A 26,833-nucleotide genomic window follows, 5' to 3' on the forward strand; every position below is an offset into this window, starting at 1 on the left:
TCCTTGTTTTATTCTTTATCCTCATATACGACTCTGCCGCTGCAGATCGTATATTTCACTTTACCGTACAGTTCTTCTCCAATAAAAGGTGAATTATTGGATCTGGAATGGAATTTTTCCACCTTCCATTTCTCAAATTCATCAAAGATAACAAGATCCGCCGGTGCCCCCTCTGCTATATATCCGCTGTCAAGTCCATACAGTTCTGCCGGATTCAGCGTCATTTTTTTCAGGAAATATTCCATAGTCAGGCTTCCTGTACGGACCAGATTTGTTATGCCAAGAGCCAAGGCTGTCTCCAATCCGATCATCCCACTCGGCGCCTTCGTGATCTCTCTGTCTTTTTCTTCTGCGGAATGAGGCGCATGGTCTGTTGCGATGATCTGTATCGTCCCATCCTTTAATCCCTCTATGATCCCATAACGGTCATCTTCTGTACGCAAAGGTGGATTCACTTTTGCGAGAGTTTTCTTCTCAAGTGCGTCCTTTTCTGTCAATGAAAAATGCTGGGGCGTCGCCTCTGCCCACACATCTGCACCAAGTTTCTGTGCCAGCCTGATATATTCCACTGCAATTTTCGAACTCACATGCTGAATACTGACCCTAGCCCCCGTTTCCAGTGCCAACGTGCAGTCTCTTGCCACCATAAGCTGCTCGGAAAGCGCCATGGCTCCTCCAATCCCAAGAGACTCAGAGACGGCTCCTTTATTGATCCCGGCCTGGAATACAAAGTCAGGATCTTCCTCATGGAGACTGATTGCAAGACCTTCTTCTTTCGCCCTTTTTAAAGCTTCGTACATAAGGCGGCTGTCTTTGATCGGAATCCCGTCGTCACTTAAACCTACCGCTTTTGCTTTCTTTAATTCGGCAAAATCTGTCAGTTCTTTTCCCTTCATTCCTTTTGTCACTGCTGCTACAGAAAGCACATGGATCCCCGTCTTCTTTCCTTTCTCCAACACATAGGAAAGCGTGTCCGCATTATCCACCGGCGGCTTTGTGTTCGCCATGCACACTACAGTTGTAAACCCGCCGGCTGCTGCGGCCTTCGCACCGCTTTCAATATCTTCTTTATAAGTCAGTCCAGGATCACGGAAATGCACATGCACATCGATCAGACCCGGCGCCACGATTTTCCCTTCTGCCTCGATAATACGCTCATACTCGTTGCTGCGTTTATATTTTCCGATCCCCGCAATCTTTCCTTCTTCTATCAAAATATCCAGTGTTTCATCTGTTCCACTTTTAGGGTCGATCACCCTGCCGTTTTTAATTAAAATCACTGATTCTCCCTCCTAATATGTTCATATATTACCCGCGCACCGTTACAGATATCTTCAATTGTGGCAAATTCCATTTTATTATGGCTGATTCCTTTGTCACATGGTATAAAAACCATTGCTGTATCACAGACAGACGCAAATGACATCGCGTCGTGACCGGCTCCACTGACCATGACTCGATTCGAAATCTGAAGTTCACGAGCCGCTTTTTCCAGTTTAAGTGCAAGATCCTTTGTCATCTCTATCGGCGGAATACTGCTTAACTTCTCTTCGATCAACTGTACTTTACGTTTTCTACATATAGCCCTTGCAGAGTCTAACACGCCTCTTTCAATCCTGTCAAGACTTGCCGGATCGATTCCTCTTATGTCAATCCCAATCTCCACTTCTCCGGGGATCACATTCATTGCGTTTGGTCTGTTATACAATACCCCAACGGTTGCTACAGACTGATACATAGATTCTCTTTGCCCGATCCGTTCCACTTCCAGTATCACTTCCGCAGCTGCACACAATGCATCATTTCGCATCATCATCGGCGTTGTTCCGGAATGTTCTGCCATTCCATGGAAATACAGACTATACCGGATAGGACCTGCTATTGTACTGACAATCCCAAGTTGCGTATGACACTCCTTTAATACCTTTCCCTGTTCAATGTGTAATTCTAAATATTGTCTGACACCCTCAATCTTTTTCGGTCGGATATGCAGTCCTCTTTCTGCAAAAATATCCCCAAGAAGCTTTCCATCTTTTGATAAAAGTCCTTCAATATCCTGCTTGTAGGCTTCTTTTGTGATTAGTCCGCTTCCGATCGTACAACATCCGAAATTACTGGATTCCTCACAGCGAAAAGCCCCCACCCGGATAGGAACTTTTAACTCGTCTTCCTTCGCCCAGCGGAGCACCATCATTCCGGCGATCACGCCTGCCACCCCGTCATATCTGCCACCCTCTACGACAGAATCTAGATGTGAGCCGATCAGATAGTAATTTTCTTCCATGCTGTTGCAGATATATGTATTTCCCACTTCGTCTGTTACATCCATATAGCCCATCTGTTTTCCATCTGCGATCAAAGTCTCATGCATTCTGTCCTCGGTCTGCGTATAGCCGAGGCGGGTAACACCTCCGTCCGCGGTAGCGCCTATATTATAGAAGCTTTTAAAAAGTTCCTCGCAATACTGTATATCTCTACGGCTGTGTATCATATCTGTCTCCTCCTACTTTATCATTTCATAAGCACCGATGTAAAGGCTTTTCTTTCTATATAAAGATGTATGCCTCGTCCCATCCGACAGCGAATTCTTTATGAAAACAGTATATCCGCACAGCACGTACAATGCTATGTTCACACAAGAAAAAAAGAACGGCCTTTTTTGTTTATTTAGACAAAAAGGCCACTCTCTTGTTCGTATCTGCTTATCTGCCGCAGAGCTTTTTTTCCAATACCATGAAATACAATTTAAAATTATCTGCCTGACATCTCACATCCAGCCCTGTGAGTTCTTTTATCTTATGCAAGCGATATTTGATCGTATTCTTATGTGTATGCATACGACTCGCTGTCTCGTCCATATTGCCATCACACTCAAAATAAACGATCAACGTATCTACTAACTCTTGATTTTTCAATTTCTCCCAGACAGGTAAAAATAAACTCTCTGCTCTATTCTGCAGCATCTTGCGCAGGCTGCTATATAATTCCAGATCAGAAAATGTGTGTATCTTCGCTGTCTTATCTACGATCCGCCCCAACTCAAGCGCCTGCACAGCTTCTTCATAAGAACACCGGATACCCGCTGCTTTCATGTTCGCTGTTCCGATTCCCACCCGATAGCCTCCGTGTATAGCCAGATCATCTAGTGTCACCTGCATTTCTGTCAAAATAAACGGAAGATATCGTTTCAACGTACTTTTCTGTCTGCTGTACAGTATAAAAAGGATTCCTTTCTCCAACGCAAAGTTACTGCTGTACAATCCTTCTGACAAGCTTTCCGCAAACGCAGAAAGTCTGTCTGCCGCAAATTGTACCATCCGCCGCCTGCCACCTTCATACATCTCCTGTGTATCTGCTTTGATCAGAAGTGCCTGGAAACAATCCTTTTCAACATCTACATTCAGAAGCCGTCCTTCTTCCTCAAATATATCCACATTTTCCGCAGGATGAAAAATAATGTCTGCCAAATATTTTCCCAGCATCTTCCTTCTATTGTTTTCTGTCATGATTACATTCATAACATCCATGATAATGTCGATATATGTCATTTCATAAGGGATCTGAAGCAGTGGAAAATGATTTTTATCTGCGATTGCGATCATTTTATCTGAAATGCGGCGTGCATATTTTCCGGTTTTAATTGCCAGACATGCGCTGCGTGTTTCCAACAGATCATAGAGCAGCCGACACTGCTTTTCCTCATCATCCCCGATAGAATAGAGGCTGGTTATTAAAAAGTCATCGCCTTTCAGCCATTGGATCACGTCCGGTACCTCCATTACAGTCACGGTTCCCACATTGACATCCAGACATTCCGTGTTTGTAACAAGCTCCAGGTTTCTAAGTGACTTAAACTCTAATAATTCTCTAAGTTTTGCCATCTTCTTTCAACCCCTGTGTTTACTCTAATATATCTTTTAACTGCTTTAATCTGCTGATCCTGTACGTACTTTTTTCTCCCTGCACCTGTTCTTTTTCCCCTTCTTTAATAAACCAGCATGTATCGATCCCATATTCCAGCCCGCCTTTTATATCAGAGCTGTATGAATCTCCGATGATCAATGCCTTGTCCTTATCAAATTCCGGAATATGTTTTTCCACATATGTAAAAAATTCTTTAGACGGTTTCTGCGCCCCCACTTCCTCTGAAACAAAGATCTGCTCAAAATACTTGTCAAGCCCCGCAGCTTTCAGACGTTTCTTCTGCGTCTTTGCCACTCCGTTACTGATGATAAATAAGCGGTACCTTCCCTGCAGCCACTGGCAGATTTCTTCTGCATCTTCGATCATCTGCGTACCTTCATTTAAACAGGAACGGTATTTTGTCTCCCACTCCTTTCCATCGATCTCTTGTCCAAATTCCTGCATTGTCTTCGCAAATCTCGTATTTAGAATCTCTTCCTTTTCTATCTTTCCCTGCTCGTATTCCTTCCACAGCCTATCGTTGATCTTTTTATATACCGGAAGATAAGAGAGTGCATCTTCATACCCATAACTCTTTAATACATGCGCAAAGGCTTCTTTTTCATTTGCCTGAAAATCCAGAAGTGTGTCATCAACATCCAACAGGAGGCAAGTATACCGATTCGATGCTTTCATCTTATCTATTTTTTTATTTGTATCCAACACTTTCTTCGCGATCATCAGCAAATGAAGTTTAAAACTGTCTTCTGTATCATGTACATCCAACCCCGTCGATTTTTTTACATTCGCAAGATATTCTCTCACCAGATCAGAGGGAATATCCAGCACCTTCGCCGTCATATCTATATCTTCTTTGCACTTATAGTACTTCGCAAGTACACGGATCTCTATGTCTCCCAGTTGGCTAAAGACAATATCTGTGATCTGCTTGCCATAACTAGTCACCATTGCATTGATAGAACTATAAATTTCCATTCCCATATAGTCTAAGAAAACCCTCTCTTTTTTGAAGATCTCGCCTGCCTTGACCGCCTTCATGGCATACGTATATGTACGTTTGATCCCAGATATCCCTTTTTCAGGAAGCCCTATCCCTACTCGTACTTTTTTATCGACTCCCAATGTCTCTAAACGAGCTGCTGCTTCTTTTTTAAACGCCGGAAGAATTTCGGACAGTTCGTCCTTTGTATGTCCTACTAAAAAAGTCGCTACCCCATTGTCCACATAAAACATCTGATTCGCAGCGGCGGCTCTATTGACAGCCGGCAGTGCACACATCCCTGTCAAATGCTCTTTTAATTTTTCTTTTTCTTCAAATGTTCCTTGTTCTGTAGAAGGATAGAGAAACACCACTCCCAAAAACATATCCCGGCTAACATCAAATCCCAGCTTTTTCCCCAGATGTGCTACGAGCTTTTCATCTTCATAGAAATAATTTACCACATCATTAAAATACGTTGAAAATCCTATTGTCTCCATACTGCTGTACATCTCATTACCTCCAATTGACAGACTATTTTATTTTATTCTATATATTTTTCTCTCTTTTTTAGAGGAAAAACATATTCTACACTATCATTTTGATCTTGTCAATCATTTTCTTTATTTTCTTTATTTTCTTTCAATTCTTCTTATATATTAAAAATATAATATATAAGAAGAATACTATCTTTGTTAAAAACGACAAAATTTCTATCGTTTTTTTGTCTTCCTGACAATTGTAAACGTAAGTTTTATTCGATAAGATGATCATATATATCTTGGTGCACAATAGACCCCTTAAGAAAAGGCGCTTTTTCTGACAATGTATTCCATTTCAGAAGGAGGATTGAAACTATGCAAAATCAAAAATCAATACATTCTCTGGCACGAAGAATTGTCATTGCTCTCGTGCTTGGTATTATCGCGGGCTTTTTCTTTATATGGCTAAGAGAAACATTAAATGCTACCGGCAATGCAAATATCTGGAATATGATCAATAGTATCTTCTTCCAAGATATATCTGCTGAAGGAGCCTCTAATGCTATTGGTCTGTTCTATATAATCGGACAGATGTTCATCCGCGCCTTGCAGCTTGTTATCATCCCCATGATCTTTACTTCTATTGCTCTTGCTATCGGCACAATCTCAGATACGCGAACACTGGGCCGCATCTCTTTTAAAACAATCGCCTGGTTCTTGCTATGCTATTTCTTTGCGCTGCTCCTAGCAGGCACAGTCGGTATGTTTCTTTATCGCAGCGGTCTTTTCAGCGCCAATATTACCGGACTTTCTGTTTCCAAAGGTTCTGTCGGTTCCAACCCTCTGCTTGTTATTTTAAACGCTGTTCCCCTTAATATCACAGCTGTATTCAGTGACAACACAGCTGTACTCGCTGTTGTATTTCTAGCTGTCGCAGTAGGACTGTGCATGAATGTACTGGGAAAAGAAAAAACAAATACCTTAAGCAAGTTATTTCAAGAAATAAATGATATAGTGGTTGTTTTCTTAAATTTCGTAGTAACAAAAATGGGACCGTTTGCTATTTTCGCACTTCTTTCGAGAACATTTGCCACATATGGGATCCACTATCTGCGTCCGGCATTGATCTATGTAGTGACGACCGTTATCCTGCTTCTTACATACCTTTTTGCCGGTTATTCCCTGCTCATACGTTTTGGGACTCAATTAAATCCGATCCCTTTTATCAAAAAAATTTCCAAGGTCGCAATGTTCGGTTTTTCTACTTCTTCAAGCGCCGCTACTCTTCCTCTTAATTTAAAAACAACGACCACAGAGTTGGGGGTAGATGAAAAAATTGCTTCCTTTGTCCTCCCTCTTGGTATGACGATCAACATGAACGGTACTGCCATCATGCAGGTGATAGCGACATTGTTTATTGCCGGATGTTCCGGGTCGCATGTTACAGTTCCTATACTGATCATGATTTCAGTAATGGCAATGTTATGTTCAGCCGGAACACCGGCTGCGCCTGGAGCCGGAGCAATCGTTCTTTTTACTATTCTGTCTGGTGTTGGCTTTACAAACGACGCAGCGCTTTTGGCATATAGCCTGATACTGGCGATCAATCGTCCTATCGAAATGCTCGTGACTTCTTTAAACACAGTAGGCGATTCCTGTACCTGTATCTATGTCGCCAAAACAGAAGGACTCTTGAACAAAGACATCTATAACAGTAAAGTAAAATAAAATCTATTAAAAAGCATCCGAAATTTCTCTACATTTTTCGGATGCTTTTATACAAAAATACCTATCGTTCAATTCCCATTCTTGCCTTTATCCCCTTATCAAAGGGATGTTTTATCTTTTTCATTTCTGTAGCATAATCTGCCATATCCAGCAGTTCCATGCTTGGGCGGTTTCCTGTCAGTATGATTTCCAGATGCTTTGGTTTCCTTTTCAGATACTCTATGATCTTATCTTCCTCCAGAAGTTCTGCCTGTATTGCATAGATGATCTCATCCATAAACAATACGTCGTATCCCTCCGCCTGCTTTGTCATCCTTTCAAATTGATCGGCGTAAAATATCTTTCTCTCTCTTCTCTCTTCTTCTGTCAGATAAGCACTGAATTTTTCCTTCTCTAATCCAGGCAGGAGCGTTATATTCTCAGACAGCTTTAATATATTTCTTTCACTGGTTTTGTTATCCTTCATAAACTGGTAGATCAATACTCTATATCCATATCCGGCAGCCCGGGCACATAATCCCATAGCCGCTGTTGTCTTTCCTTTTCCATTTCCAAAATATACGTGAATCAACCCTTTGTCCTTCTCCATATTTTATAAGCCTGTCCTTTCTTCAAAATACATATCCATCTATATAATAAACATACCATTCCTAACCGAAAAATAAAAGGAGAATATCCAGGGAGTCTGGATCCTTCATAGAATATTGCATATTTATTTCTAAAAAAAGTATTGTATGTTAAACTATATATAAAGGAGGAATTTTTATGGAACAATATACTTTACCTCACCAGCACGGACAATCCAGAGAGCAGCTCCTAAAACACATGCCGGAGGCGGAATACTTTCAGATCATTGCCGATATTTTCAAACAGTTAAGCGATCCTACACGGCTCCGTATTTTTTGGATCCTATGTCATTGTGAAGAATGTGTAATCAATATTTCTGCCATGATGCATATGAGCAGTCCGGCTGTCGCTCATCACCTTCGCCTCCTGCGTTCCAGCGGACTTCTTGAATCCCATCGAGATGGGAAAGAAACATATTATCGAGCAAGCAACTCAAAAAAGGCACAGACTCTCCACCATATGATCGAACAAATGATGGAGATCTCCTGTATCAAAGGAGAGGTCTAAAGTGGCATCTCTATACTATAAACGGAAAAGGAGCAGGGTGCTCACCTGCTCCTTTTCTCTAAAACATCATGCCAACATGGTATACCACAAACGCTGCAAGCCATGCGATCACGCACTGTCCTATGACCATGGCAGCAGCCCATTTCCCGCCCAATTCTCTCTTTACAGAAGCGATTGCCGCCACACAAGGAGTATACAGCAGACAGAACACAAGAAGCGAACCTGCTCCTGCCAAAGTAAGACTGCTCTGCAAAAGTGCAGTACTTCCAAATAATACCGTCAAAGACGATACAACACTTTCTTTAGCCATGAAACCGGAGATCAGCGCTGTCGCGATCCGCCAGTCCCCAAAACCAACCGGAATAAAAATTGGCGCAAGTACTCCTGCCGCCATTGCAAGAATACTATTTTGAGAATCCGACACCATATTCAGACCGGTATCGAAATTTTGCAGGAACCAGATGACGATTGTTGCAATGAAAATAACTGTAAACGCTCTCTGTAAAAAATCTTTAGCTTTCTCCCATAATAAATGCAGTACATTTTTCACTCCAGGCATACGATAATTCGGAAGCTCCATAACAAAGGGAACTGCTTCGCCCTTAAAAGCAGTCTTCTTGAAGATCAATGCCATGAGGATCCCCATCATAATGCCAAATATATAAAGACTGATCATGACAAGTGCTCCATGCTCTGGGAAAAATGCTGCTGTAAAAAATGCGTAGATCGGCAATTTCGCAGTACAGCTCATAAATGGTGTCAACAGGATCGTCATCTTTCTATCCCGTTCTGATGGAAGCGTACGGCTTGCCATAACTCCCGGAACCGTACATCCAAATCCAATCAGCATCGGAACAATACTGCGTCCCGAAAGTCCTAATTTTCTAAGTAATTTATCCATGATAAATGCGACACGTGCCATGTATCCGCTGTCTTCTAGCAAAGACAAGAACAAAAACAATGTTACAATGATCGGAAGAAAACTGAGTACTCCACCGACTCCATTAAAAATTCCGTCCACCACAAGAGAACGTACCACTGTATTTACATGTGCCGCCTGCATGGCCCCATCTGCCATTTCGGTAAGTACTGTGATCCCAGCTTCTAAAATCCCCTGCAGAAAAGCGCCGATCACATTAAATGTCAGCCAAAATACCATACCCATAATACCGATAAACGCAGGAATTCCTGTATATTTCCCGGTCAAAATCCGATCCACCTTCAGGCTTCTAGCCCGTTCCTTGCTTTCTTTTGGCTTTATAACCGCTTCACTGCATATTTCTTCTATGTAATCAAAGCGCATCTGTGCTACAGCTGCTGCACGATCCAAGCCTGTTTCTGCTTCTGTCTGACTGGCGATTTCTTCTAAAATATGGTTCTCCTGAGCTGTCATTCTCAGTTGGTCCAGAATTTTTTTGTCCCCTTCCATGACCTTGCTTGCTGCAAAACGTACAGGTATTTCTGATTTTTCAGCATGATCCTCGATCAAATGCATCACTGCATGGATCCCTCTGTGGATCCCTTCTTCTCTTTTGCAGAAATCCGTATCCAGAGGACATTCCTGATATTTTGCCACATGGATTGCATGGCGGACCAATTCCTCGATTCCCTCTCCTTTTGCCGCTGAAATAGGAACCACCGGCACGCCTAACGCTGCCTCCATCTCATTTACAAGGACCGAACCATCATTTTCCCGCAATTCATCCATCATATTCAGCGCCACGACCATCGGGAAACCCAATTCCAAAAGCTGCATGGTCAGATAGAGATTCCGTTCTATATTAGTCGCATCCACGATATTGATGATTCCTTTAGGCTTTTCTCGGATCACAAATTCTCTTGTTACGATTTCTTCACTGCTGTACGGAGACATAGAATAAATTCCCGGCAAATCTGTGATCAAAGTATTTTCATGTCCTTTTATCACACCGTCTTTACGGTCGACCGTAACACCGGGAAAATTTCCCACATGCTGTTTGGAACCAGTCAGTTGGTTAAAAAGAGTTGTCTTTCCGCAGTTCTGATTTCCTACCAGGGCAAATGTAAGCGTTTCGTCATCCGGCAGAGGGTTTTCACCTTTTCTATTATGGAATTTTCCACCTTCTCCATATCCTGGATGATGCTTTTCTCGTCCCACTGTTTTCTTTTTTATCATTCTAGGTTTGTGTGGTTCACCTATTTCAATATTTTTTGCATCCTCTAAACGGATCGTTAATTCATATCCATGTATTCTAAGTTCCACAGGATCTCCCATAGGAGCATATTTTACGACTGTCACCTCTGTCCCCTGTATGAGCCCCATATCCAAAAAGTGCTGGCGCAGAGCTCCCGAACCACCGACAGTCTGTATGGTCGCAGTCTTTCCAATAGCTAATTCACTTAACTTCATTTTGTCCTCCTCCTCTTTCCCTCTAATAGTTTACCTAATCTTTGCCCAAAAGTAAAGCAGCGGTGAAAAACCGCTGCTTTACAATAATTTTTATCCTATTTATAAATGATGGACCCTAAGCGTCCTGATCGCATTTAAGATCGCAATGACCATAACGCCTACGTCGGCAAAAATTGCAAGCCACATATTTGCAAGGCCAACTGCCCCAAGTCCTAGACAGGCAAATTTCACAACCAATGCAAATATAATATTCTGATATACGATCCGCAAACATTTTCTAGAGATTTTGATCGCTTTAGAAATTTTCAGCGGATCATCATCCATCAAGACGACATCTGCCGCTTCGATTGCCGCGTCCGATCCCATACCACCCATAGCGATCCCGATATCCGCACGAGTCAAAACAGGTGCGTCATTGATACCGTCTCCCACAAAAGCCAATGTATCTTTTCCGGCATTCTCCAGGAGCAATTCTTCTACTTTTTCCACTTTATCTCCCGGAAGCAATTCACTATATACTTTGTCTATCCCCAAAGTCTCTGCTACTTGTTCCGCTACACGCTTTGTATCTCCGGTAAGCATGACTGTTTTTTTGATACCGGCTTTTCGCAAAGCCGCTACCGCCTCTTTGGCGTGTTCTTTTATGATATCAGAAATCACAATATGTCCTGCATATTCTCCGTTGACCGCCATGTGGATGATCGTGCCCACTTTATGACATTCACGATACTTCACATGCAGCCTTTCCATCAGCCTGCTGTTGCCGGCAGCGACCTCCTGTCCATCTACTGTGGCAAGTATCCCATATCCGCTGATCTCCTGTATGTCTGAGACTCTGCTTCGGTCAATTTCCTTTCCATATGCTTTCTGAAGACTCTTACTGATTGGATGTGAGGATGCACACTCAGCAAGTGCCGCATATTCCAACAGTTTTTTTTCTTCCATCTCATTGTGGTGTACAGCGCTTACTTCAAACACCCCCTGTGTCAAAGTACCTGTTTTATCAAACACTACACATTTTGCCTGTGATAATGTTTCCATATAGTTAGAACCTTTAATCAAAATCCCTTCCTTGCTCGCTCCTCCTATTCCTGCAAAGAAACTAAGTGGAATACTGATGACCAACGCGCATGGACAGCTAATGACCAGAAATGTAAGCGCCCGATATATCCATATGCCCCACTGTGCCGCCTGCCCTAAAAATAAGATCTGTATAAGAGGCGGCAGAACTGCCAGTGCTAACGCGCCATAACATACGGCCGGAGTATACACTTTTGCAAATTTCGAAATAAAATTCTCTGATTTTGATTTTCTGGAACTGGAATTTTCCACAAGTTCTAATATTTTAGATACCGTAGATTCTTCAAACGCCTTTGTCGTCTGGATTTTTAATACACCTGTCATATTGATGCATCCACTGATGATCTCATCTCCTTGCCGTACATCCCGGGGTATACTTTCTCCTGTCAGAGCGCTTGTATTCAAACTGGAGCTTCCTTCTATAACAATCCCGTCCAACGGTACTTTTTCTCCCGGCTGCACTACGATCATACTATCAATACTCACTTCATCCGGATCCACTTTTTCCAGCTTTCCTTCTCGTTCTACATTAGCATAATCCGGACGTATATCCATCAATGCACTGATATTTCTGCGGCTTTTTCCAACTGCATAACTCTGGAACAACTCGCCTATCTGATAAAACAGCATAACAGCGATCGCTTCATTATAGTCTCCGCTTCGCGCATAGATTGCCAAAGCAAATGCCCCCACAGTCGCTACTGCCATCAAAAAATTCTCATCAAAAACCCTGCGATTCCAAATGCCTTTTCCGGCCTTTTTTAAAATATCATACCCTATGATCAAATATACCAACAGATAAAGAGCTAATTCTGCAATTCCTGTTACCGGTATAAAATTCAATATAATAACCATAACAGCTGAAATGATAATCCGGATCAGCATTTTCTTCTGTTTCCTATTCATGATCATATCCTCCTATTGGATTATACATTTGTTTAATTTTTCATATCTACTTCATAAATTTGCACCCTGACCGTAATGCGCAAGGGTGCAAAAATTTTAAAATTCGATTTCACAATCCGGTTCTACCTTTTTGCAGGCTTTCAAAACCGTTTTCATAACTGTCTTTGGCTCCTGCCCCTCCTCGAACTCTACGATCATTTTCTGTGTCATAAAGTTAACCGTCGCATCTGCAACGCCTGCCGTTTTCTTTGCCGCATCCTCCATCAGATTCGCGCAGTTTGCACAGTCTACCTCGATCTTGTATGTCTTTTTCATGATAAATACTCCTTTCATCTTAAAGATATGTTTTATTGAACAATTAAATATGTGTTTAATCTTTATGTTTATATAATACTCCTGATTTTTTAAAATGTCAATCTTAATATGAAAATATTTTGGATACTATCTTTTTAGTCAAGTCTTATAACGAGAGAATTACCAATATACTATGTAAAACATGTATATTGAAAGAGGGTGCCGCAAAATCATCAAATGATTGTGCGATACCCTCTCTCCTATTTCATTTTTTGCAATTTTTACAAAACTCTTCCTGATTTGGAGAATTACATTTAGGACAATTCATTCCCTTTCCCCATCTGTTAAAAACTAGGTGTTCCGTACAGATCGTACGGCGTAACCTGGTATACATAATAATTGAGCCAGTTTGTATATAGATTATTTGCGCATGCTCTCCATGTAAGAAGCGGCTTTTGTTCTGGATCTCCATCCGGATAATAATTAACAGGAACTTGAATATCCATTCCCTTTGCCTTATCCCTCTTATACTCCCCATCCAGCGTCATCCGGTCATATTCCGGGTGCCCCATAACAAAGATTTTTCGCCCGTCCTCTGCCATACATAAGAACACACCTGCCTCCTTTGAATCAGCCAGGATCGTAATTCTTTCATCTTTCTCCAAAAGTTCTTCCGGAACCGTCGTGTGTCTGGAATGGGGCGCATAGAATACATCATCAAATCCTCTGACAAGCGGAATCTTTCTGTTTCTTACATGGTGCTTAAATACGCCGAACTTTTTCTGCGGAAGCTTTACTTTGTCGATTCCATAATGATAATACACTCCGGCCTGTGCTCCCCAGCACAAATGCAGCGTGGAAGTCACATTTGTTGTCGTCCACTCCATGATTTCTTTTAGTTCTTCCCAGTAATCTACCTCCTCAAAGGGCAGCAGTTCCACCGGTGCGCCTGTAATAATAAAACCATCGAATTTCTGCCGTTTAATCTCTTCAAAAGATTCATAAAATTTATAAATATGGCTGGTAGATGTATTTTTCGATACATGGCTCGATACCCGCACAAATGTCACATCCACCTGCAGCGGAGTATTCGAAAGAGAACGCAAGATTTGTAGTTCTGTATCTTCTTTTAACGGCATGAGATTCAGAAGCCCTATGCTGATCGGACGGATATCCTGATGTGCGGCGCGATATTCATCCATCACAAATATATTTTCCTGCTCCAGTATCTCTTTTACCGGCAAATCATTTTGTACTCGAATCGGCATGTCTATCTTCTCCTCTTTCCTCGTTTTTCATCTCATTTTCATCAGCATGTACATATGTGCCATCAGAATCTATATAACTGAACTTATCATAACAGTCCGTATCCGTAGGAAATTCCTTGCGCTCCAATCTGTTGTTGACAATCATTTTAACAATGTAATAAATCACGGCAAATGTCGGAACTCCCAGTATCATTCCCAGGAAACCAAACATGCCTCCTCCCAGCAGTATGGAAAATACAACCCAAAAAGCGGACAGTCCCGTTGAATCCCCAAGTATCTTTGGTCCGATAATATTTCCATCCAATTGTTGTAGACACAGTATAAAGATAATAAAATAGATTCCCATTTTAGGATCCGACAATAAGATCAACAGTGCACTTGGAATCGCCCCAATATAGGGACCGAAAAACGGAATTACATTTGTCACTCCTACAATAACGCTGACCAGCATCGTATAGGGCATATCCAAAACAGATAAGCCTAAGAAACAAAGCACGCCGATGATAGCGGAATCTATGATTTTCCCTATGATAAATCCACCGAAAATCTGATTGCTTTTAATTGTCAGGTGAAGGATCATATTCGCATTTGCAGGTTTAAACAGTGCATATATGATTTTTTTACACTGTCTGGAAAATTTTTCTTTGCTGAACAGCACATATACAGAAACGATCATTCCGATCACAATGTTGAGTATCTCGCTTATAATGTTGATAACGCCTACCGTCAAACCGGACATGACTACATTCACCTGTTCTAATAGATCTGTGCGCATCCAGTTCTGTAAAAACTTCGCTGCTTCCTCCAGCACTTCCGCCGCGAACTTTCCTATCGTCGAATTTTCCGAATTCATCTGGGCAAAAGATTCCAGGAAGTGGTTCATCTGGCTCGGAACTGTAAGCACCATATCCCGTATACTTCGGTATAATTCCGGTATCATCATATTAAACAAAGTTACTACTATTGCGATGAGCAGAAGCAACCCTGTCATGATCCCGATTGCTCTTACGAACGATTCTTTTTTCTTAAAATGAGGAAATCGTTTTTTTATTACAGGCAGTAAATGTCTGTCCACGATATTTACGATTGGATTCAAAAGATACGCGATCGCCAGACCATAAATGATCGGTTTCAGCACATGGATAACCTTCGCAAGTATATCAGAAATAACTGTAAGGCGGAGAAGCGCAAAATAAAAAAGGATGCATGTAGCAATCACAATAAAAAACGTCATTCCCTTTCCAAACTGTTGCCTGAGCTTAGAAGATCCTTTCTTCTTCAATACCGGCTGTTTTATGTAATATCCACTGTTGGGAGCCTCTTCTTTTTGGGCATCCTTTTGTGTCTCTTCTATCATTTATTGCCCACCTTTCCTAATATGTACGTATTATTATAACGCCTTATATAAGGATGCGTCAATATAAGAAAAAGGGATCTTCCTCCAACAGAAAATCCCCTTTTCACTATCTCTTTTTACAAATGCTTTTTCATATCTATGCGGTCCGAACCGGACACATTTTACCCTTCTCAGCCACGGCAGGAAAATGTCGCACATTCTGTCCCTTCGCATTGACAGGCATTGCTGCCTTCTACGCTGATCTTACCTGCATGGCACTGGCAGCTTTCATTATACATACATTCTGTCGCCTTACAATCTACGCAGGCACAGTCAGAAGGGGCTTTCATACTGTTTGTATAGCTGCCTCCTTCTTTTCTCTCCTGGAAACTGTCGCAGCAAGTCTCCCCGGCGGTTTTCGCGCTGTTTCCTCCGACCTGTATTTTGTCCAGATCACATAAAAACTGCTTATTGTGTACACATGTCTGTACAGTACATTTTAATTCTGGCATAATGTTATCCTCCTTTTTTACAGATTCAATATCATTATGCCCTGTATTTTTTTATTTATTCGAATCTTGTTTTTTCACTTCACGCACTGCTTTTTCTGTAATTTCTTTTTTCAGACTGCAGATAAATTCTCCTGTTTTTTTCTGCCCTTCGTCTCCCTCAAAACGGCTTCTGACAGAAACAAGCCCTTCTTCTTCCTCTTTCGCTCCTACAACGAGCATATATGGGATCTTCTGCATCTGTGCCTCTCGGATCTTATAACCAATCTTTTCCGCACGGCTGTCGATCTCAGCACGGATTCCAGCGTCTTCCAGCTCTTTTAATACTTTCTGCCCGTATTCCATATGCTTATCTGAAATAGGAAGCACTTTTACCTGTACCGGTGCCAGCCAGGTTGGGAAAGCGCCTGCAAAATGCTCGATCAGTATTCCGATAAAACGCTCAATGGAACCAAATACTACTCTGTGTATCATGATCGGTCTGTGCTTTTCTCCATCGTCTCCTGTATATTCCAGTTCAAATCGAAGGGGCAGCTGAAAATCAAGCTGGATCGTACCACACTGCCATGTCCTGCCGATTGAATCTTCCAGATGGAAATCTATCTTTGGTCCATAGAATGCGCCGTCCCCTTCATTTACTACATAAGGAAGCTGCAGATCATCCAGTGCTCCTCTAAGAGCGTCTGTCGCCATCTCCCAGTCCTCGTCACTGCCCATGCTGTCTTCCGGACGTGTAGAAAGTTCCACATGATACTTAAAGCCAAATAAGCTATATACTTCATCTATAAGCTTTGCTACATTCTTGATCTCTCCGCGGATCTGTTCCGGTGTCATAAAAATATGCGCATCATCCTGCGTAAAGCACCGTACTCTCATCAGACCGTGAAGCTGTCCTGATTTCTCATGCCGGTGTACCAGCCCCAGTTCTCCCATCCTAAGCGGCAGATCTCTGTAAGAGCGCGGTTCCGATTCATACACCAATATTCCGCCGGGACAGTTCATCGGTTTTATTGCAAAGTCTTCTTCATCAATGACTGTCGTATACATATTATCTTTATAATGATCCCAGTGTCCCGATGTTTCCCAAAGATGACGGCTTAATATCACCGGAGTAGAAATTTCCACATATCCGTTTTTACGATGGATTTCACGCCAATACTCCAACAAAGTATTTTTCAGATCCATCCCTTTTGGCAGAAAGAACGGGAAGCCCGGTCCTTCTTCTTTCATCATAAAAAGCCCTAACTCTTTTCCTAATTTTCTGTGATCTCTTTTTTTGGCTTCTTCCATCATATGCAGATATTCTTCCAACTCTGCTTTCTTTGGGAAAGCTGTCCCGTAAATTCTCTGCAGCATTTTGTTTTTCTCACTGCCTCTCCAGTACGCACCCGCAAGAGAAGTCAATTTGAACGCTTTTACCGGTTTTGTTGTCATCAGATGCGGTCCGGCACATAAGTCTGTAAATTCACCCTGAGAATAAAAGCTGATTGTTTCTCCTTCTGGAAGATCCTCGATCAACTCTACTTTATACGGTTCATTCTTTTCCTGGAAATATACAAGTGCCTCTTCTCTTGGCATTGTATACTGCTCAATGGCAAGATTTTCTTTAACGATCTTCTTCATCTCTGCTTCAATTTTTTCTAAATCTTCTGTTGTAAATGGTGTATCTCTGTCCACATCATAGTAAAAACCGTCTGCAATAGAAGGGCCGATCGCCAGTTTTGTCTCCGGGTAAAGCCTCTTAACTGCCTGTGCCATAATATGAGAAGCTGTGTGACGAAATGCCCCTTTTCCTTTTTCATCATTGAAAGTAAGAATATTCAATTCACAATCCTTATCAAGCACCGTACGCAGATCCACAATCTCTCCATCCACTTCTCCTGCTGTCGCAACTCTGGCAAGCCCTTCACTGATGTCCGCCGCGATCTCGATCACAGATTTTCCTTCCTTATATTCCATACAAGAACCATCTTTTAACGTAATTTTCATTTGCTCATTCATCCTTTCTCTACGCTTTTTCTTTCTTCTTATCCCACCTGCTGTGCAGGTACTCTTTCACGGTCCGGATGTTCTCCTGACCAACCGCACTGGGGCATTGTCTCTAACCGATACATATCCTCTGTGCTTAACACAAAAGAAAATACATCCCGATTCTGCTTCATCCGTTCCAAAGAAGACGACTTCGGAAGCGGCGCCACACCTCTTTGCACTGCGTACCGCAGGCAGATCTGTGCAGCAGATACATGATACTTTTCCGCCAGTTCTTTTATAAGAGTTTCCTCTAAGACCCGTGTTCTTCCTATCGGGCTCCATGCCTGCACCAGAATATTTCTCTGCTGACAATACTGCACCGCCGCCTCCTGACTATAGCCAGGATGAAACTCCAGCTGATCTGCCATCGGTGCTATACGGCAGTCCTCCAATATGTTTTCTATATGATGAGGGAGAAAGTTACTTAAGCCTATCGCTCTTGCCTTTCCTGCTTCATATAGATCTTCCAAGGCTCTCCACGTCTCTTTGTCAAGTTGTTTCCACTCCTTGTATCCAGGTTTTGGAAGAGGCCAGTGTATCAGATACATATCCACATAGTCTGTTTTCAGCCTTTTCAAACTTTTCTCCAACGCTTCTTTGGCATTCTCATAACCCATCTCATCTTTCCAGAGCTTTGTCGTAATAAAAAACGCTTTCCTTGGAAGTCCACTCATTGCGATCGCTTCTGCCAGATATTCCTCTGTACCGTAAAAAGAAGCGGTATCAAAATATCGGTATCCCGCATCTATAGCGCTCTTTATGATCTCTGCATTCTTTTTTTCAACCGCTTTATACGTACCATATCCCATACAGGGAATTTTGTATCCATTACTTAATGTATAACAATCATATATGCTTTTCATTTTTCCTGCTCCTTTCTCCTCTTCACTCAAAAAAGGTCTCTTGTCCATGCCGGTATCCCTGGACTTTTTTGCCTCTGTGTAAAAACAGCTTCGTACTTTCACACATAAAAAGTCCCTTTCTGCTAAATACAGAAAGGGACGGGATATTCCCGCGGTTCCACCCTATTTGAGCTGGCAGAAGCCAGAACCACTTCATTTATAATGATAACGGTATCACCGGACTGTTTTGCAGTCACTCCGAGGTAGTTTTCAGATGGTTCCGCAACAGGAAGCTTCCAGCCTTTTGACTTCCCTCTCTGTGTCCTTTCCTCATCCTACTCTTCTCATCAACGTATTGTCTTTTTTCATATAGCCTCATTATAACATCCTTCTTCTTTTTGTCAACTGCATTTTCCAAAAGTCCAAAGGGCAAGAACAGCAAAAAACTCCCGCACCAGATAATTTAACTGGAATATCGGGTTGGATGCTGCCGCAATCCCGGATACATTCCTATACCCTTCCTGCCTGCCCGTTATAAGCGCCCGATACAGATGAAAATCATTTGTGACGATACAGACAGATTCTTCCGGCGATTTTAGAAACTGCCGGCTGTAACGCAGATTTTCCCTTGTAGATGTAGATTTTTCTTCTTTTATGATCCGCTCTCTGGAAATCCCTTGTTTCTCTAAATACTCTGCCATTGCCTCTGCTTCTGTTATATCTTCTCCTGGCCCTTGTCCTCCTGATACGATCACTGTTGTCTCCACGTATTGAAGCAGATATGGTATTGCAGCATCCAACCTTCTAAGGAGAGAATCCGTTATTTTTCTTCCTCGTACCTGCGCCCCAAGCACGATCAGATACGCCGCATGTCCCTTACCGGAATTTCGCATAGCTCGTAAAATACAACTCTCAACAATCAAAAAAGTCCCCCAGCCAAACACCAATAAAACAAAAAGAACTTTTTTTATATCAAAAGAAAGCGGTACACATCCGAGAAATATATGTGCACCGCCTGCCGCCAGCCAGAATCCCGTAAATGTGGAATTCCACCTTTTTGAATAAAACGCAAGTATCAGATAATACAAAATCCCTAAAATACCCGCACACAAAAAATATATTTTCATCTATACATTTCTTCCGCAGCACTTTTTGTATTTCTTTCCGCTTCCGCATGGACAAGGATCATTTCTGCCGATCTTCTTTTCCTTACGGATCGTTCCTGACTGCTTCTGCTCACGATAGAGACGTTTCCTTGTCTCTTCATCAAAAATGGCGTCCCACTGCGGCAATTCATACAGCCAATCTGCCTTTGCATCCACCATATTTTTGTACAGCTTTTCTTTATCAAATCCCAGACTTACGACCGTATCCTCTTCCATCGTCTCGATTGGATTCTCTGCTTTCAGACTATCGTTGATCCCATCCAGGAAACCTACCATAGTCATAACGTCCTGCCCATATTTTTCCGCCAGTTCCTTTACGGTTCCTTTCACTTCCACATCCGGCTCCGCCAAAAGTTTTTCATATATTTCTTTTTCTATCTGAAAGTAATCTCCCCAGAATTTTTCCAACTGATCCTTGGACAGTTCTCTGTTATAAGCAGCTGCTCTCCACTGTTCTAATAAACTCTTTTCACTCATTGTATATTGCTCCTTTATCTAAAATTCAACCGCGAACTTATTATATACCAAATTTTCTTTGCCGTAAACTACTATTTGGTATATAATGATTCTGCATCGGTTTTTCGACACATCTGTTTCTCATAAATACTGGATAGAAGCATTATAGAAAGGAGTCCCTATGAAAAAGTCCAAACGTATTCTCGCCTTTATAACGGTCGTACTGCTTGTCTGTATGTATGGCAGCACACTAGTCTTTGCCTTTATTGATACAGCATTTTCTCTTAAATTATTGGCGGCTTCTGTCGCATTGACCATTTTGCTCCCTGTTCTTTTATATGCCTGCATTCTCGTCTACCGCCTGGCCAACAGACAAGAGATAGGATCAGACATACATACCGACGATCAGTCAGACATACAGTAATTCGGCTAATTCCAGAGCAGTTGTGTTTTCTTCTGCTCTTTTTTTCTTATGTGAATTTTCCAAAGACTCTTTTTCCCTTATCGCTAGTCTTTTCTGCAGGTATTCTTCCAGCGATATTATCTCCTGGTTTCTTCCCATGTTGCTCTGACGCATAAAAATACCTCCTTTTAATTAAACCTCAGCTTTATATTATATTCTCCCCTATTTCAAAATATGCTAAAAATATTTTTCTATCCTTAACATAGTTTTATTATACTTGTCAATTGTGTCCTCCTTATGGAAAATATCTAAAGTTTTGATTATCTGATTCTTAAGAAATTCTTATTTTGGATCTTCTAATACTATCAGCACTTTTCCCTCTATACGGAAACCGTCATACTATACAAAAAAGTACTGCATCATTCTCGATACAGTACTTTTCTTTCTCATCTTTTATTTCTCTCTGTAGATAATGTCATTTCTGCCTGGGCCATTGCTGATCATCGTGATCGGATAACCAATCTGTTCCTCTACGAATTCAATATATTTCCGGCAGTTTTCCGGTAATTCTTCATAGGTCTTTATGCCGCGGATATCTTTCTTCCATCCTGGCAGCTTCTTCCATACGGGTTTCGCTTTCTCAAGCAGATGAGTAACCGGGAAATCTGTGATCACTTCCCCGTCCACTTCATATCCTACACAGACAGGAATTTCCTCTAAATATCCCAAAACATCCAGAACAGTGAATGCAACGTCTGTCGTCCCCTGCATTCTGCATCCATATTTAGATGCCACGCAGTCAAACCAGCCTACCCGTCTTGGGCGACCTGTTGTTGCGCCATATTCTCCACCATCTCCGCCTCTTCTTCTTAATTCTTCTGCTTCCTCACCGAATATTTCACTGACAAAGGCACCTGCTCCTACCGCGCTGGAATATGCCTTACATACTGTAATGATCTGTTTGATCTCATAAGGCGGAATACCAGCGCCGATCGCGCCGTAAGCTGCCAGAGTCGAAGAAGATGTTACCATCGGATAAATACCGTGATCCGGGTCTTTCAGGGAGCCCAGCTGCCCTTCCAAAAGGATATTTTTCCCTTCTTTTATAGCCTTGTGTAGGAATAAAGAAACATCGCACACATATGGCGCTACCATTTCTTTATACTCCATAAGTTCTTTATATAGTTCTTCAGGATCTATCAATGGTTTATGGTACAAATGTTCCAACAGAATATTTTTCTGTTCTGCCACACGGATAACCTTTTCTCTTAGCAAAGCATCGTCAAACAGTTCACTGACCTGGAAACCGATCTTGGCATATTTATCAGAATAAAATGGCGCGATTCCTGACTTTGTTGAACCAAATGACTTTCCTGCCAGTCTTTCTTCCTCATAGGCATCTAAATTCTTATGATAAGACATGACCATCTGTGCTCTGTCAGATACAAGAAGCTTTGGCTTTGGCACCCCTTGTTCTACGATCGTCTGCATTTCTTTGAATAATACCGGAACGTCCAACGCCACTCCGTTTCCGATAATACTGGTCGTATGGCTGTAAAACACTCCTGAAGGCAGTGTATGCAGCGCAAATTTCCCATAATCATTTACGATCGTATGGCCTGCATTTGCTCCGCCTTGAAACCGGACAATGATATCAGCTTCTTTACCGAGCATATCTGTGATCTTGCCTTTTCCTTCATCGCCCCAGTTTGCACCAACTACTGCTTTTACCATTTTAAACCCTCCTGCGTATTTTGCTTTTTCATCATTCACAGCGTTTCTGGCATAATAGAACCGCCGTATGAATTATACTATACTTTTCCCATTATGTAAAATGTTATTTTCCTATTCTTCTCTTATTCTATTACAGCTTCTTCCATTTCATAAAGAAGTTCATTTGTCTCGATCAACGATACCTCTTTATCCAGACAGAACAAAATGATACTGTCCCGCTTGTTCTTCACATACAAAGCAGGATATTCTGAAACCTTCAGAAGTTTCTGCATTTCCTCCACTGTGAGTCCCATGCCAAATCCCAGAGCAAGTAGTTTATCCCTTGTCGGCTTACGTATACCCGAAAAAATCTGATAGCCATACGTCCTATCCAGCCCGGAACGCTTGATGATCTCGGCTTTCTTCAAGTTCTTTTTTGTAAGCAGTTCCGCTAATTCATCTTCCATTTTTCCTGTGTAGAATGCAGGTTCTTCTCTTAAATATTCATCAAAATTCTGCTTACTTCTTAATATTTTCAATAATTCATCTGTACTTTTTTCTCCCACGCTTTTCCCTTCTTCCTTACGCATTTCGGAAATCTAGTTTACAAATATATGACTTATGATAAAATACTTTATAGAAAAAATCAAGAAAGGCGGTATCCCATGTCCGATCTAAAAGGTAATTATCTGGAAAATGCATATGAAATTCTTTCACCTCTGCAAGATACAGAAAATTGTTCTGCCTTTCTTGTAAAGGAAAACTCTACAGGCAGTCTCGCCGTCAAAAAGCAGCTGACTTTTGAGCAATATGAACTATACCAAGTTCTTAAAGAGTATACACATCCGAATTTATCTAAAATATATGCGCTTTATACATGCAATGGTCGCTATTATGCATTGACTGAATACATCAGCGGAGCAACCATTTTTCAGACCGTAGAGCAGGGACGCACATTTTCCAGAGAAGAAGTGCGCACATATATTTTGCAGCTTTGTGATGTTTTATTCTTTCTGCATAAAAGAGGAATCATACATCGTGATATTACTCCTGGAAATATTATCATTTCCACAGACCATGTCGTAAAATTAATCGATTTTGGAATTGCGCGAATCAAAAAAGACGGGCAAACAAGAGACACACAGCTTCTTGGAACAGCTGGATTTGCTTCACCTGAGCAGTTTGGATTTGGCCAGACTGACGAAAGAAGTGATATTTATTCTACGGGTGTTCTCATCAATTATATGCTTACAGGAAAACTCCCTGCACAGAAACTTTCCTCAGATATATTTTTGTCGGATATAATCGTAAAATGTACGCAGATCGATCCCGCAAACCGTTTTTCCAATGTGGGGGAACTTCACTCTGTTCTTTTGCGCCGCATACCTGCGGCTTCTGCGGCTGCCGTTCAAAAAGGCGCTTTAGCGCTGTGTCATAAATTCCTTCTGCTTTTGCCTGGCTTCCATAAAAAGAAGCCTTTGCACATTCTGGGCAGCATATTCGGATATCTGTCTCTTATCCTTTTGACTATTTCCTCAATGGATATATTGATTCCCTTTGGACCTGGCAGCAGAGGATACTGGATGGTTTTAATTTTTCTCTTTTATATTCCTTTTTGTATCTTTGGAAATGCCGGAAACTATGAAGCACATATTAAAAATTTTGCCCAGCGTTCTACGCTTTATCGTTTTTTAGTAAAATGTATATTGTTTTTTCTTTCCTTCTTTCTCTTATTTTTATATATACTCATATGGGAAGTAATCTTATAATGCACATGACCTTTTGTATGCTCCGTGCATACCAAAACAGAACAGCCCTTTGTATACTAAATACAGAGGGCTGTATTTTTGCTCTTGTAGGAAAATACATAACATAAAAAACATAAAAGGAAGGGAACGTTTATGAAAAAGAAATTTCTTGCAACTTTACTGACACTTGCCATCTGTCTCGGACTTGCTGCCTGCGGCGGTTCTTCTGATTCTTCCGGCTCCTCCGATGATTCCAAAAAAGCAGGAAAGACTGCTTCTGCTGAAAAGAAAGAAGCAGAAGAAGAATCTGTCTATTTTAGAGACGATGTACTGCAGACAGAAGAATGTACCATTAAAATCACCAACACAGAGATCATTCCTGCTGAAAACAATTACTCGCTTGGTGTTCCCGCTGTCATTTTTACTTATGAATATACAAACAACAGTGATGAAAACAAAACTCCGGCTGCCGTATGGCCGCTTTATATGACGCCAACTCAGGAAACAGACGCGACAGTAGAAACTTTAAACGCTGGTATGACTCCAACCGGTTCTCCTTATGATGAGCTTGTAAATGCAAGTATAGCCCAAGTCAAACCAGGCGGTACAGTTACTGCCTGCATTGCCTATAATGCCAACTATGCGGACAAACCTGTTACTTTAACTGCAGTGGCCAGCTTTATGGGCGAAGAGCTTGGAACAAAAACAATTGAACTGCAATAAAAAAGAATTCTGCAGTGCAGAATTCTCCGCCTGCGGCTGGTTGCTTCAGCAGCATGACGCCTTTTTGCCGCAGTGCAATCTTTGCGGAGCATGAAACGTTTTATACATTCATGCTCCGTAAATTTTTTTACATCAAAGGCGCTATCAGCCTTAATATACGTCCGCACAGTTTCATAAACAGACTTACTCGCTTCACATCTTCCAATGTCACCAGATGACATTTCTTCAGTGTCTCCTGAAAATCCTGTTCTATTGATGTAACTACCGGATTATCATAAATAAAGATCCCACATTCATAATGCAGATATAAACTGCGATAATCTAAGTTTATAGAACCTACCGCCGCCGTATCATCATCAGATACAAAACTTTTTGCATGAACAAACCCCGGTGTAAATTCATACACTTTTACTCCAGATTGTATCAGATCTCGGTAGAATGTCTTAGCTACTGCAAATGCATACCATTTATCCGGAATATGCGGCATGATAATGCTCACATCGATCCCTGTTTTAGCCACATGCGTCAATGTATCCAGCATTTCATTGTCCAAGATCAGATACGGTGTCATAATATGTACGTATTTTTTCGCGTGGTTTAAAATATGAAAATATACTTCTTCTCCTACATTTTCATGATCATAAGGACTGTCTCCATAGGGAATGACAAAGCCGCTGTCTTTTAACACCTTCGACTTCATTTTCGTCAGATATGCCTTATAATCCTCTGGCTGTGTCTCCGTCACATTCCACATCTGTAAAAACAGCATCGTCATGCTCTGTACTGCATCCCCTTTTAGCATAACTGCTGTATCTTTCCAATAACCAAACCTCTCTTTTTCATTGATATATTCATCTGCAAGATTCAATCCCCCTGTAAATCCTACCTTTCCATCTATGACACAGATCTTTCTGTGATCCCTATTGTTCTGTGTCGTAGAAAGCACCGGACGTATAGGACTGAACATCTTGCATGCAATTCCATATTTTCTGATTTCTTTAGGATAACCGTATGGAAGCAGTGAAATACTGCACATACCATCATACATAAAACGGACTTCTACTCCTTCTTTCACCTTTTCTTTGAGAAGTTCCAGAATAGCGCCCCACATCTTTCCTTCCGCCACAATAAAATATTCCATAAAGATGAATTTTTCTGCTCTTTTCAGTTCTTCCATCAATACAGAAAACCACGCTTCTCCACTCGGAAAATATTCCATCTGCGTATTCTGGTAGGTAGGAAAATCCAGTTGATGCTTCATATAATAAGCAAGATTCGCATCTGCCGGCTTATATTGTCTTAAATTTTCTATAATTTCCTCTCTCTGTTCCATATACGGAGCCGTCTCCATACGCAGTCTGCTTAGACGTTTCCCTATATACCGTGTTCCAATCTGCGACTTCACATAAAGATAAAATAAACATCCAAACGCCGGAAAAATCAAAATCAAAAGAACCCACGTCATATTAAAAGCCGGATTCCCCCGTTCATTGATAATATACACGATCACACCTGCTCCGATCAGTGAGGCGATCCCATATACATAAACGGCATATTCATGCAGGATCGTTGCAACCGTGAACATAAAAAGCAATTGTATGAGCACCAACGATAATAGCAAAGCTGTACGGCTGAATACCACACTTAAAATTCCTTTTTTTGCTTTTTTTACGGCTTTGTTTTCCATTTCTCTTTTGCTCCTTTTCTGCTGATAGCATATTT

At 41.5% G+C, this 26,833-nt stretch carries 23 protein-coding genes and 1 other annotated feature; of the genes, 5 read left to right on the top strand and 18 right to left on the bottom strand.

Annotated features, from left to right (window positions below; all coding sequences use genetic code 11):
- Nucleotides 1-8: 8 nt before the first annotated feature.
- The 4 genes from WKT01_RS01630 to WKT01_RS01645 all read right to left on the bottom strand — a co-directional run bounded on the left by WKT01_RS01630 (nucleotide 9) and on the right by WKT01_RS01645 (nucleotide 5,415).
- On the bottom strand, nucleotides 9-1,280 hold the full coding sequence (locus tag WKT01_RS01630; protein WP_118977233.1) for a dihydroorotase: 1,272 nt from the start codon (nucleotides 1,278-1,280) through the stop codon (nucleotides 9-11).
- Nucleotides 1,277-2,491: a M20 family metallo-hydrolase gene (locus WKT01_RS01635; protein WP_059069870.1), complete on the bottom strand. Its 1,215-nt coding sequence runs from the start codon at nucleotides 2,489-2,491 to the stop codon at nucleotides 1,277-1,279. The genes WKT01_RS01630 and WKT01_RS01635 overlap by 4 nt, the downstream gene beginning before the upstream one ends.
- 211 nt (nucleotides 2,492-2,702) lie before the next feature.
- A complete protein-coding gene (locus WKT01_RS01640; RefSeq protein ID WP_059069872.1) occupies nucleotides 2,703-3,881 on the bottom strand; it encodes a PucR family transcriptional regulator in 1,179 nt (392 codons plus the stop codon).
- Between the two features lie 19 nt (nucleotides 3,882-3,900).
- Nucleotides 3,901-5,415, bottom strand: coding sequence for a YjjG family noncanonical pyrimidine nucleotidase (locus WKT01_RS01645; RefSeq protein WP_242866642.1), 1,515 nt, complete (start codon nucleotides 5,413-5,415; stop codon nucleotides 3,901-3,903).
- A 345-nt stretch (nucleotides 5,416-5,760) separates the two neighbouring features.
- Between WKT01_RS01645 and WKT01_RS01650 the strand changes: the two genes are divergently transcribed.
- The gene (locus tag WKT01_RS01650) at nucleotides 5,761-7,113 is read left to right on the top strand and encodes a dicarboxylate/amino acid:cation symporter (protein WP_267304272.1); all 1,353 of its coding nucleotides are present in this window, start codon (nucleotides 5,761-5,763) and stop codon (nucleotides 7,111-7,113) included.
- Nucleotides 7,114-7,174: 61 nt separating this feature from the next.
- Here the strand turns inward: WKT01_RS01650 and WKT01_RS01655 are convergent, their stop codons facing one another.
- Nucleotides 7,175-7,684 (bottom strand): cob(I)yrinic acid a,c-diamide adenosyltransferase, encoded by a 510-nt coding sequence (locus WKT01_RS01655; RefSeq protein ID WP_270394788.1) that lies wholly within the window; start codon nucleotides 7,682-7,684, stop codon nucleotides 7,175-7,177.
- A 194-nt stretch (nucleotides 7,685-7,878) separates the two neighbouring features.
- Between WKT01_RS01655 and WKT01_RS01660 the strand changes: the two genes are divergently transcribed.
- A complete protein-coding gene (locus tag WKT01_RS01660; RefSeq protein ID WP_117975648.1) occupies nucleotides 7,879-8,247 on the top strand; it encodes an ArsR/SmtB family transcription factor in 369 nt (122 codons plus the stop codon).
- Nucleotides 8,248-8,305: 58 nt separating this feature from the next.
- Here the strand turns inward: WKT01_RS01660 and feoB are convergent, their stop codons facing one another.
- The 10 genes from feoB to WKT01_RS01710 form a co-directional block, all read right to left on the bottom strand.
- Nucleotides 8,306-10,636 (bottom strand): ferrous iron transport protein B, encoded by a 2,331-nt coding sequence (gene feoB, locus WKT01_RS01665; protein ID WP_340311330.1) that lies wholly within the window; start codon nucleotides 10,634-10,636, stop codon nucleotides 8,306-8,308.
- Nucleotides 10,637-10,735: 99 nt separating this feature from the next.
- Entirely contained in the window at nucleotides 10,736-12,622 is a 1,887-nt protein-coding gene (locus tag WKT01_RS01670; RefSeq protein ID WP_340311331.1) for a heavy metal translocating P-type ATPase, read from the bottom strand.
- 96 nt (nucleotides 12,623-12,718) lie between these two features.
- On the bottom strand, nucleotides 12,719-12,937 hold the full coding sequence (locus tag WKT01_RS01675; protein ID WP_059069885.1) for a cation transporter: 219 nt from the start codon (nucleotides 12,935-12,937) through the stop codon (nucleotides 12,719-12,721).
- Nucleotides 12,938-13,260: 323 nt separating this feature from the next.
- Nucleotides 13,261-14,184, bottom strand: coding sequence for a homoserine O-acetyltransferase MetA (metA, locus tag WKT01_RS01680; RefSeq protein ID WP_117975644.1), 924 nt, complete (start codon nucleotides 14,182-14,184; stop codon nucleotides 13,261-13,263).
- On the bottom strand, nucleotides 14,162-15,541 hold the full coding sequence (locus tag WKT01_RS01685) for an AI-2E family transporter (RefSeq protein ID WP_270394792.1): 1,380 nt from the start codon (nucleotides 15,539-15,541) through the stop codon (nucleotides 14,162-14,164). Before WKT01_RS01685 ends, metA begins: the two co-directional genes overlap by 23 nt.
- A 170-nt stretch (nucleotides 15,542-15,711) precedes the next feature.
- Nucleotides 15,712-16,032, bottom strand: coding sequence for a DUF1540 domain-containing protein (locus tag WKT01_RS01690; protein ID WP_270394793.1), 321 nt, complete (start codon nucleotides 16,030-16,032; stop codon nucleotides 15,712-15,714).
- 51 nt (nucleotides 16,033-16,083) lie between these two features.
- Nucleotides 16,084-18,018, bottom strand: coding sequence for a threonine--tRNA ligase (gene thrS / locus WKT01_RS01695; protein ID WP_340311332.1), 1,935 nt, complete (start codon nucleotides 18,016-18,018; stop codon nucleotides 16,084-16,086).
- Between the two features lie 38 nt (nucleotides 18,019-18,056).
- The gene (locus WKT01_RS01700; protein WP_270394799.1) at nucleotides 18,057-18,923 is read right to left on the bottom strand and encodes an aldo/keto reductase; all 867 of its coding nucleotides are present in this window, start codon (nucleotides 18,921-18,923) and stop codon (nucleotides 18,057-18,059) included.
- A 131-nt stretch (nucleotides 18,924-19,054) separates the two neighbouring features.
- Nucleotides 19,055-19,262, bottom strand: a binding site (T-box leader).
- Nucleotides 19,263-19,303: 41 nt separating this feature from the next.
- On the bottom strand, nucleotides 19,304-20,029 hold the full coding sequence (locus WKT01_RS01705; protein WP_059069895.1) for a YdcF family protein: 726 nt from the start codon (nucleotides 20,027-20,029) through the stop codon (nucleotides 19,304-19,306).
- Complete coding sequence (locus WKT01_RS01710; protein WP_117975641.1) at nucleotides 20,030-20,545, bottom strand: SEC-C metal-binding domain-containing protein; 516 nt, start codon at nucleotides 20,543-20,545, stop codon at nucleotides 20,030-20,032.
- 160 nt (nucleotides 20,546-20,705) lie between these two features.
- Between WKT01_RS01710 and WKT01_RS01715 the strand changes: the two genes are divergently transcribed.
- Nucleotides 20,706-20,948, top strand: coding sequence for a hypothetical protein (locus tag WKT01_RS01715; protein WP_082667548.1), 243 nt, complete (start codon nucleotides 20,706-20,708; stop codon nucleotides 20,946-20,948).
- Between the two features lie 432 nt (nucleotides 20,949-21,380).
- Here WKT01_RS01715 and WKT01_RS01720 read toward each other — a convergent pair whose 3' ends face one another.
- Nucleotides 21,381-22,661 (bottom strand): adenylosuccinate synthase, encoded by a 1,281-nt coding sequence (locus WKT01_RS01720; protein WP_117975640.1) that lies wholly within the window; start codon nucleotides 22,659-22,661, stop codon nucleotides 21,381-21,383.
- A 122-nt stretch (nucleotides 22,662-22,783) separates the two neighbouring features.
- Nucleotides 22,784-23,206 carry a hypothetical protein gene (locus tag WKT01_RS01725; protein ID WP_340311333.1) on the bottom strand — a complete coding sequence of 141 codons (423 nt, stop codon included), beginning with the start codon at nucleotides 23,204-23,206 and terminating at the stop codon, nucleotides 22,784-22,786.
- Between the two features lie 99 nt (nucleotides 23,207-23,305).
- Here WKT01_RS01725 and WKT01_RS01730 point away from each other — a divergent pair, with 99 nt between their 5' ends.
- Entirely contained in the window at nucleotides 23,306-24,409 is a 1,104-nt protein-coding gene (locus tag WKT01_RS01730) for a serine/threonine protein kinase (RefSeq protein ID WP_270394805.1), read from the top strand.
- Nucleotides 24,410-24,541: 132 nt separating this feature from the next.
- A complete protein-coding gene (locus tag WKT01_RS01735) occupies nucleotides 24,542-25,111 on the top strand; it encodes a DUF5067 domain-containing protein (protein ID WP_117975637.1) in 570 nt (189 codons plus the stop codon).
- Between the two features lie 127 nt (nucleotides 25,112-25,238).
- Here the strand turns inward: WKT01_RS01735 and cls are convergent, their stop codons facing one another.
- Nucleotides 25,239-26,798 carry a cardiolipin synthase gene (gene cls / locus WKT01_RS01740; protein ID WP_117975636.1) on the bottom strand — a complete coding sequence of 520 codons (1,560 nt, stop codon included), beginning with the start codon at nucleotides 26,796-26,798 and terminating at the stop codon, nucleotides 25,239-25,241.
- Nucleotides 26,799-26,833 lie beyond the last annotated feature (35 nt).

The organism is Mediterraneibacter sp. ICN-202921 (genome assembly GCF_037890075.1).
GTDB classification, from domain to species: Bacteria; Bacillota; Clostridia; order Lachnospirales; family Lachnospiraceae; genus Mediterraneibacter; species Mediterraneibacter massiliensis.